The following is an 8,645-nucleotide window of genomic DNA, read 5'->3' as shown; positions in this document are numbered from 1 at the left end:
GATGAAACCGACCCATTCCTCTGGAAAAATTATATTCCTCGACAAACCGCTCAATAGGAAAACCATAGAGGAATTCTTAAATTTCTCTAAGAGGTCGTACTTCAATATTGGGCGAGAGACACAATATTATAAAATGGAAAAGAAATTAATTGTCGAAGACAACATTTCTACTGGTGGTGAATTAAGTGACTACAAATTCTTTTGCGTTCGCGGCAAGGCAATTTATCTTCAGGTCGACGTCGGTAGATTTGTTGATCATAAAAGGGCTGTCTTTTCTCTTCCGGATTTTAAGCAGATTGATGTCATGTATGGTTATGAACTGCCAGAAAACGTAGAAAGGCCGGAAAATCTCGAAAAAATGATCGAGATCGCGGAAACGATATCTAGGGATGTTGAGTTTGTCAGGGTCGATTTGTACAGCATTAACGGTGACATATATTTTGGAGAGATGACTTTTTCTCCATGCGCTGGGTCGGATCATATTTCAAACGAGAGTTGGGCCATCGATTTTTTAAATAGGATCAAGGCAGAAAGTGCTCCTAAAGCAGCGATAGGTGGCCGCTTCACGCCGCAAGCGGCACGATCTTTCGACCGTCAAGTTGGCGGGTGAGCCGCGAGGGCGTCAGCGCAAGCCTCGGTTCATGTGCCGAGGCATCCTCAATGGCTTTCCCTTAGTTGGGGATAACCCGGTTGGAAAAGGCGGATATTTCCCAATCACGCGGCTCAACAATGAGCCGGATGAGAGGGGCTTATGTTGTTGTTGCGGCACTGTTTTAAAAGACTTCGGTTGACCCGAAGCGGAACATCTCCTGCTGTGCAGCAATCCTGTCGGCGATCAAAGATTCTATCCAGCGGGTGTCGTATTTGATTTGGGCCTAATATGCGCCGTCAACTAAGCAGACGTGGGGCATAACCGAATCAACCAAAGGATTTTTGGATGACACTCCACTACGCGTCCGGTGGATCAGCCGCCGAGATCGCAACCGCCGGATTCAATCTGGCTGATGTTCAGTACGTTTCGCAAGTCAATGCCTTGCCGGATGGCATGAAAGGCTTGGTTTATCTCGGTGAGCACGACGGAGTAACTTCGTCTTTCATTGATAAAGTCACTCCCTTCATAGGTAATCCAAATGTTTTCGGGTTTTACCTTAGCGACGAGCCTGATCCGACAGGCAAGTGGGGCAGCTACGCAACCGCTGCAAACCTAAAGGCGGAATCCGACTGGATTCATTCTCATGTTCCCGGCGCCAAGACCTTCATCACGATGATGAACTTGGGCACGGATGGCTCGCCGAGCTACATGAACCCGAACGACCCGGCCCACGCCGCTTACAATCCGGCGAATACGGGCATCGATTTCTACGGTATCGGCTATTACCCCATCAACAACACTTCGGCTCCCGACTACACCCATATCGACAAGATGGTTGCGGCTGCCGGTGAAGCAGGCATCCCGATTGACAAGATCGTCCCGCTTTACCAAGCGTTCGGTGGTGGCAACTGGGAAACCAGCGCTGGCGGCAAGTTTGTCATGCCCACCGCTGCCCAGGAGCAGGCCATGATTGATCGTTGGGCCGCACTGGTTCCGTCGCCGGCCTTTGACTATACCTATAAATGGGGAACGCAGAATGGCGACACCGCGCTTGAAAGCGCCTCGGAACTGAAAGCCTTTTTCCTCCAGCACAATCTCGAGGGCACCCATGCCCCGGTCTCGCCCCCGGTTAGTGATCCTGCCACGCCCCCGGTCAGTGATCCGGTCGGCACACCGACCACACCTCCTACTCACGTCGGCACCCCTGCTCCCACCGCGCCGGCCCCGTCGGGAAGCGATCATGTCTTCCATGGCACGCGCGGCGCAGACGTTTTCCACGCAACCAGGGGCAATGACAAATATCTCGTCAACAATGCTCATGACAAGGTCATGGAAGCGCCAAACGGGGGCTTCGACAAGGTCGCGGCCTCGGTGAGTTACGCTCTTACGGCGGGATCACATGTCGAGCAGCTCTCCACCGCCAATTCGGGTGGCAGGGCGTCCATCAACCTGACCGGCAACGAATTCGGTCAAGCCATCTATGGAAATGGTGGTGCCAACAAGATCAATGGCGGCGGTGGCGCCGACAAGATGACCGGCTATGGCGGCAATGACACCTATTACGTCGACAATGCCCACGACAAGGTGGTGGAGCAGAGAGGAAGCGGCCTCGACAAGGTTCTTGCCTCGGTGAGCTTCGCTCTTTCGGCTGGCTCGCACATCGAGCAACTCGCAACCACCAAGGCGTCCGGCAAGGCCGCCATCAATCTGACCGGCAACGAATTCGGACAGACCATTCACGGCAATGCCGGTAACAACAAGATCGACGGTGGCGGCGGGGCCGATACGTTGACCGGGCACGGGGGCAGAGATGCCTTCGTGTTCAGTACCGCCCTTGGTTCTGGAAACGTCGACAGGATCACTGATTTCAACAAAGCCCAGGACAAGATCCACCTCGACCATTCCATCTTTGCCGGTCTCGATCAGGGGGGCCTCTCGTCGGACGCTTTCTTTGCCGGCAAAGCGGCGCATGACAGTTCCGATCACATTATCTACAACAGTTCGACCGGAGCTCTTTCTTTCGACAGCGACGGCGTCGGAGGCGCAAACCAGATCCATTTCGCGAGCCTCTCTCCGCATCTGTCGATTACCGCATCGTCTTTCCTGGTCACCTGACGCTCCAGCGACGAATGCCTTAAAAGGTCGGCGAGGTCTTGGGGCCTCGCCGACAGTCGTTTGGGCCGAGCGTCCGAACTTCGCGCCCATCAGCGAGCCGCGGAGCTCAGGTCCGCCACGCCTTACTCCAGCCACTCATCGTGCCCACTTCAGGCAATGCCGTGGGCGCGTCCCGGTGAGACTGCGTCGGCAAGACAGGAGGGACATTAGCGCTCCCCACTGCGAGGGAATCTCGCCTCACTGGTCCTACCCCTTTCCAAACATCATGGTGTCATTCAAACGGACGAGGACAGGAACCCGGCCTCCCCATAGCGTGCACTCGCGCGGGATGCGCTCATAGGTGATGAAACCGGGCCGTGGCAGCATCGAGAGCGTCAGTTACTCGATTGCCCGCCGTGTGCGCTGGGGAGAGGCAGATGAACCCACATCTGGTCTGCGTGGGAGGCGAGGATCACGCCTTGAGAGTTCCCTTCCTCATCGCGCTGCGAGAGAAAGGCTTTCGCGTTACGGCGGTCTCGAGCGGTTCTCCCGTACCGTTTTTAAGGCATGACATTTCGCATCACAGGTTCTCCTTCGACCGGTTTGCATCTGGCGGCGGGGAATGGCGTGCTCTCGGAACGATGCGCCGATTGATGCGGGAGCTTCGGCCCGACATCATCCAGAGTTTCGACACCAAGCCAAATCTGTTGACGCCCCTTTCCATGCGGGGAACAGTTCCGGTTATTCGCACCATCAACGGGCTGGGCTGGACGTTCTCATCTCTGGCGCCTCGCGCTTTGGCCCTGCGTCCGGTCTATTGCGCGCTGCAATGGCTCGCGTCTTCGTGGACGGCGGCGACCGTTTTCCAAAATCGTGATGACCAACTGTTCTTCGAGCGCTTTCGGCTGACCGGTCGCGGAAGCTCGCGACTGATACGCAGTTCCGGAATCGATGTCGATGCGTTCGCAACGGTGCGCCATCTCGGGTCCTCGGCAACGAAGATGCGTAGGGAACTCGGCCTCCAGTCCGCCGAAGTGGTGATCTTTGTCGGCCGCTTGACCCGTCAGAAGGGTGTGGGAACCCTCCTCGAGGCGGTTCCTCGCGTCGTGGCCGAAAGACCAGCAGCACGATTTGTGCTTGTCGGCCCGCGAGAATCCGAAGGCTCATTCGCAATCGACAAGTCCGAGATCGACCGGCACGCATCTCATGTGCTGGCCTTGGGTCCACGACGCGATGTCGCTGATCTCCTCGGCATGGCCGATGTATTCGCCTTTCCCACCCAGTATCGCGAAGGAGTACCGCGTGTGTTGCTGGAAGCGGGGCTTTCGGGACTGCCAATCGTGGCTTCCAGGATGCCAGGCTGCAGAGACGTCGTCGAAGACGGGTGGAATGGCTACCTGGTTGCACCGCATGACGCCGATGCCCTTGCCTCGCGAACAATAGACTTGCTGTCCGACCGCGCTGGGGCAAAGGCAATGGGCGCCCGTTCCGCTGAACTTGTGCGGGAGCGATTTGCCCTGCCGTTGGTGGTCGATCAGTACTGCGATCTGTACGAAAACACACTCCGCGCGGGGCTTCCGCGACCGCTCCCTGCTGTCGCACTTGAGGGCAGCCTCGCAGATCACCGGGGCGGAGCACGTCAATGATCCGGGACGCCTTGCTCGCCCTGGGAGTTGCGATGTCCTACGCGACGCAACTGGCCGTTCCGGGATTGTCGCTCGGCTATGGCGAATTGTTCATCGCGATCTGGATCGCTCTGGCGATTGGACGAATATTCGCCGGGGGTCGTCTCCAGGTCACACCCGCTTTTGTCCAACTGGCGAGCTTCTGGCTGATCTTGTCGCTGGCTTTGGGAATCGGCACGATCGTCGGCTACCTGACCACCGTCCTTTACTTGACCGGGCTGGTACATGACGTGATGGCCTACATGCTGCTGGCCGGCTTCACATGCCTGGCGGCCGCGGAGCCCGACGCCGATCGTCACCTTCGCCGCAGTGCCTGGTGGGTGATCGCCATCGCCAATGGAAGCTTCGTAATTCAGCTGGGATTGGCATTTGGGGTGGCCCACCAGCCCGGCGTCGACCCCTGGTTCTGGGACAGATTCCGTGGCTGGTCCGAGAACCCGAACCAACTTGCGCTCTATTGCGCGCTTTTTGGCCCCCTGGCTTTGCACCTTGCCACGACCACCCGCAACCCATGGCGCCGTTTGCTCGCATTCTCCAGCCTGATCCTGACCTTTTATGTCGGCCGGCTGACGAAGAGCGACACCTATCTCTACACCAGTATCCTGAGCTGCCTCGTCTTTCTCGGATTGCGGCTTCGTGCATGGATCGCAACAAGCGGTCGCGCCAGCCTGCCCCGCTTGGCAGCAATTGTGCTGTTGGCGGGTTCCTTGCCTTTAGCGCTGGCGATGACGCCGTACGCGCTCACCGAAGAGGCCAGCGTCGCCCATTTTGCCAAGAGCCTTACCAAGGACCAGGGTGGGGAAGCGACACTCGAAACATTCGAACTCCGGCTCTATCTGTGGCAGGATGCGGTGGAAACGGGGTTGAAATCCGGGTCCCTGGGATTAGGCCCTGGGCCTCACCTCGAGCGCCCGCCCGTCGCCGACCGTCAATTTCTACAGCGCCCTTTCGAGGCCCATAACACCGTTCTTGACCTTTACCTGCAGGGCGGATTGCTTGCGGTGATGGCATTGGTCTGGATCGTGGGAGCCGCAATGTCGGTTGCCTGGCGAGCGGGCTTCGACGCGCTGCTGGTGCTCGGTGCGTCGACGATAATCTTCAGCATGCCTCACCTGATCATCCGCCATCCGATCGTGTGGTTTTCGCTGGCTTTCTGCCTCGTTGCCGGAAATCCGACCGCACTTCGGCCGCAACTTGCCGAGCCCAGGGTGCCCTAAATGTGTGGGATCGCCGGAATTCTATTGGCTTCCGATGCCACAGACATAAAGCCGCTCCAAGCGATCGGGCGGATGACCGCATCGCTGCGTCACCGGGGCCCGGATGGCGAAGGGCTCTGGGCCGATCGCGAGGCTGGAATCGCATTGGGCCACAGGCGATTGGCAATTGTCGACCTGTCAGCCGCCGGGCACCAGCCGATGCATTCTGCCAGCGGCCGGTACGTGATCACTTTCAACGGTGAGATATACAATTTTCGCGATTTGCGTCGCGAACTCGAGAGTGCGGGCCAAACCTTTCAAGGCGCCAGCGACACCGAAGTGATGCTCAGCGCAATCGAGCATTGGGGGCTTGAAACCGCCCTCAAACGCTTTGCCGGAATGTTCGTGTTCGCATTGTGGGATCTGAAGACAAGAAGCCTTTATCTGGCCCGTGACAGGATGGGCAAAAAGCCCCTCTATGTTGCTTCGACCCGAGACGCATTGGTCTTCGCCTCTGAGCTGAAGGCGATCAACACCTTTCCGGGCTTCTCTCCCGACCTTGATCTTGATGCCGCGGCGGCAATGCTTTCAACGGGATGGGTGCCGGACCATCTCTGTATCTGGCGAGGCGTGTTCAAACTGCCGCCTGGTTCCGTCCTTTCCATCACCGCGGCGAATTATGCCGAAGACCGCAGCGCGGACCGTCTTTCCCAACGCATTCACCGCTGGTGGTCACTGGCTGACGTTGCAGCCGATGGGCGACGGAACCCCGCTACCGGCACCGACGAAGATCTGGTTGACGAACTGGACAACCGGCTTCGGCTGGCCGTGCGGGAACGCATGATCGCCGACGTCCCTCTGGGTGGCTTCCTGTCGGGCGGGATCGACAGCTCAGCCGTGATCGCCCTGATGCAGGCTCAATCCTGCAAGCCGGTTCGCAGTTTCACGATCTCGTTCGCAGAGGGCGGCTTTGATGAAGCTCCATACGCAGCGGCCGTTGCCCGTCATCTGGGCACCGACCACTCCGAACTTCACCTCTCGCCCAGCGCCGCACGTGACGTCATTCCCGAGTTGCCGCAGGTCTGGGATGAACCCTTCGCCGATGAATCGCAGATACCGACCTTGCTCGTTGCCAGGCTCGCTCGTCAGCACGTCACCGTAGCGCTGTCGGGCGACGGCGGTGACGAATGCTTCGCAGGATACGGCCGCCACTTCATGGCGGAGCGGTTGAAACGACACCTGCGCCTGCCCCGACAACTGCGCCGAACCTTGGCGGCAGGGGCAGGCTTTTTCGCACGCGCAGGACGCGACGATGTCATCGGCAAACTGCCACTCTCTGCGAGCGCGAGGCATTTTATCCGGAGCGACCGGATGGAACGTCTCGCCCGGCTGCTCACGGCATCGAATGAAGACGAATTGTTTCAGCGGCTGGCGCGGCCACAGGCTGAAAACCTGGGACGTCAGCGGCCCACCGAACCAATCTACGGCCACGGCGGTCCGCCGCTTGACGACCTGCTCTCCCGTCTTCTGTGCGATGACATGGCGGGGTACTTGCCTGGCGATATCTTGGTGAAGCTGGACCGTGCCACTATGGCCAACAGCCTTGAGGGCCGGTGTCCTCTGCTTGACCACCGCGTTGTCGAATTCTCCTGGCGGCTGCCATCCAACATGAAAGTTCGTGATGGCGCCGGCAAATGGATTCTTCGTCAATTGCTACGCCGCTATCTCCCGCAGCACCTGATCGAGCGTCCGAAACAGGGCTTCGATGTCCCTATCGCAGCATGGCTGCGGGGTCCGCTGCGCAACTGGGCCAGCGATCTTCTCGCCGACATGCGAGCAGAAAGCAGTGACGTATTGGACGCTGCGAAGATCGACGCCTGCTGGCGCGATCACATTGATGGCCAGAACCGCTCGCGCGAATTGTGGTCCGCATTGATGTTCCAGGCCTGGCGGAGCCGAGCCAACCGGCAAGCACAGCAAACCGGCCCAATTCATGAACCCGATCTGGCAGGAGTATAAAATGGTAGGTTCCGCAATCAGCCCGATCCAGCTGCCACGGATCAATCAACCACCAGCACCGGTTCTCGAAGGCAGAGTGCACGTGCGGTCATTGCGCGAATATGTCGAGCCGGCCACCGCGTCGCACCAACTCTTCGTGATTCTGGCAAGGCGAAAATGGTCTATTGTTGCCTTCGCTGTGTTGGGCGGGCTGCTGGCGGGGTTGCTGGGAAGTCTTCGCCCGGTTCTCTACGAGGCAACTACTCAGCTTATCATCGACGCCCCATCGCGCGGTTCACTGCCCGTCGGCGCCCCGTCTTCGCAGGACCTCGTCGATTCAAGCATAGATGACCACATCACGATGCTATCGTCGCAAGACCATCTGCGCCGCGTCATGGCGGCACTGCGCAAGACAGGTGCGGCTGAAACCGGACAGGACAATTCCGCTAGCGGGAATTCCCGGCTTGAGCCGTCTGCCATCCCTCCCCCGAGGACACGCTCGCTTGCCGGTGGTCTACTGGACCGACTGTGGCCAGGAGCGGACAAAACAATCAGCGATTCACAGGCCGAGGATGCCTCCGAATTGAGAGCCTTGCGGCAAGGAATGCGGGTCGGGCAGGAGCTGCGATCGAGAGTAGTCTCCGTCGCTTTCGCCGATGACAGTCCCGCGCGGGCGGCGCTCGTGGCCAACACATTCGCTCAGGTCTATGTCGACAATCTGATAAGGAGAAGGCAGGCATCCGACCAGCAAGAACTCGATGCGATCACCACCAGCCTGCCCAGGCTGCAAAACGATCTGCAGGCAGCGGCCGACCGCCTTGAGAAATATCGGTTGAGCCACGGAGCCATCGACCAAGGCTCGGCGGACAATGCAGCCAGGGAACGGGCCGACCTCAGCCAGCAATTGTCGATGTCAAACGCAGATCTCGCCGCTGTGGAAACTCGGCTGCGACATGTTCAGGAGCTTCGAGCGCAGGGGGCTTCTTTCGTCTCCGTGGCCGAAGCCATTGGCGGGCCTGAACTTGCCGATCTCGCGGCTCGACAGGCTCGCGCGCCTGCGGGCCAAGAAATCAGAAACAT

6 protein-coding genes are annotated in these 8,645 nt (G+C 58.8%); all 6 read left to right on the top strand.

Going from position 1 to position 8,645, the window contains the following annotated elements; genetic code table 11:
• Window positions 1-610: ATP-grasp fold amidoligase family protein (locus EN914_RS14955; protein ID WP_281034656.1), on the top strand; the 610-nt coding region annotated here is incomplete at its 5' end.
• A 327-nt stretch (window positions 611-937) separates the two neighbouring features.
• Window positions 938-2,707 carry a calcium-binding protein gene (locus EN914_RS14950; protein WP_024502436.1) on the top strand — a complete coding sequence of 590 codons (1,770 nt, stop codon included), beginning with the start codon at window positions 938-940 and terminating at the stop codon, window positions 2,705-2,707.
• 416 nt (window positions 2,708-3,123) lie between these two features.
• Window positions 3,124-4,332 carry a glycosyltransferase family 4 protein gene (locus EN914_RS14945; protein ID WP_024502435.1) on the top strand — a complete coding sequence of 403 codons (1,209 nt, stop codon included), beginning with the start codon at window positions 3,124-3,126 and terminating at the stop codon, window positions 4,330-4,332.
• Window positions 4,329-5,588 (top strand): O-antigen ligase, encoded by a 1,260-nt coding sequence (locus EN914_RS14940; RefSeq protein ID WP_024502434.1) that lies wholly within the window; start codon window positions 4,329-4,331, stop codon window positions 5,586-5,588. Before EN914_RS14945 ends, EN914_RS14940 begins: the two co-directional genes overlap by 4 nt.
• On the top strand, window positions 5,589-7,586 hold the full coding sequence (gene asnB / locus EN914_RS14935) for an asparagine synthase (glutamine-hydrolyzing) (protein WP_024502433.1): 1,998 nt from the start codon (window positions 5,589-5,591) through the stop codon (window positions 7,584-7,586).
• A 1-nt stretch (window position 7,587) separates the two neighbouring features.
• Window positions 7,588-8,645, top strand: a 1,058-nt coding sequence (locus EN914_RS14930; protein ID WP_245497820.1) for a Wzz/FepE/Etk N-terminal domain-containing protein, incomplete at its 3' end; no start/stop codon positions are given.

It is taken from the genome of Mesorhizobium sp. M7A.F.Ca.CA.001.08.2.1 (assembly GCF_003998455.1).
In the GTDB taxonomy this organism is placed as follows: Bacteria; Pseudomonadota; Alphaproteobacteria; order Rhizobiales; family Rhizobiaceae; genus Mesorhizobium; species Mesorhizobium ciceri.
Note: the sequence above shows the minus strand (reverse complement) of the source record. Positions and strands in the feature narration are given on the sequence as shown.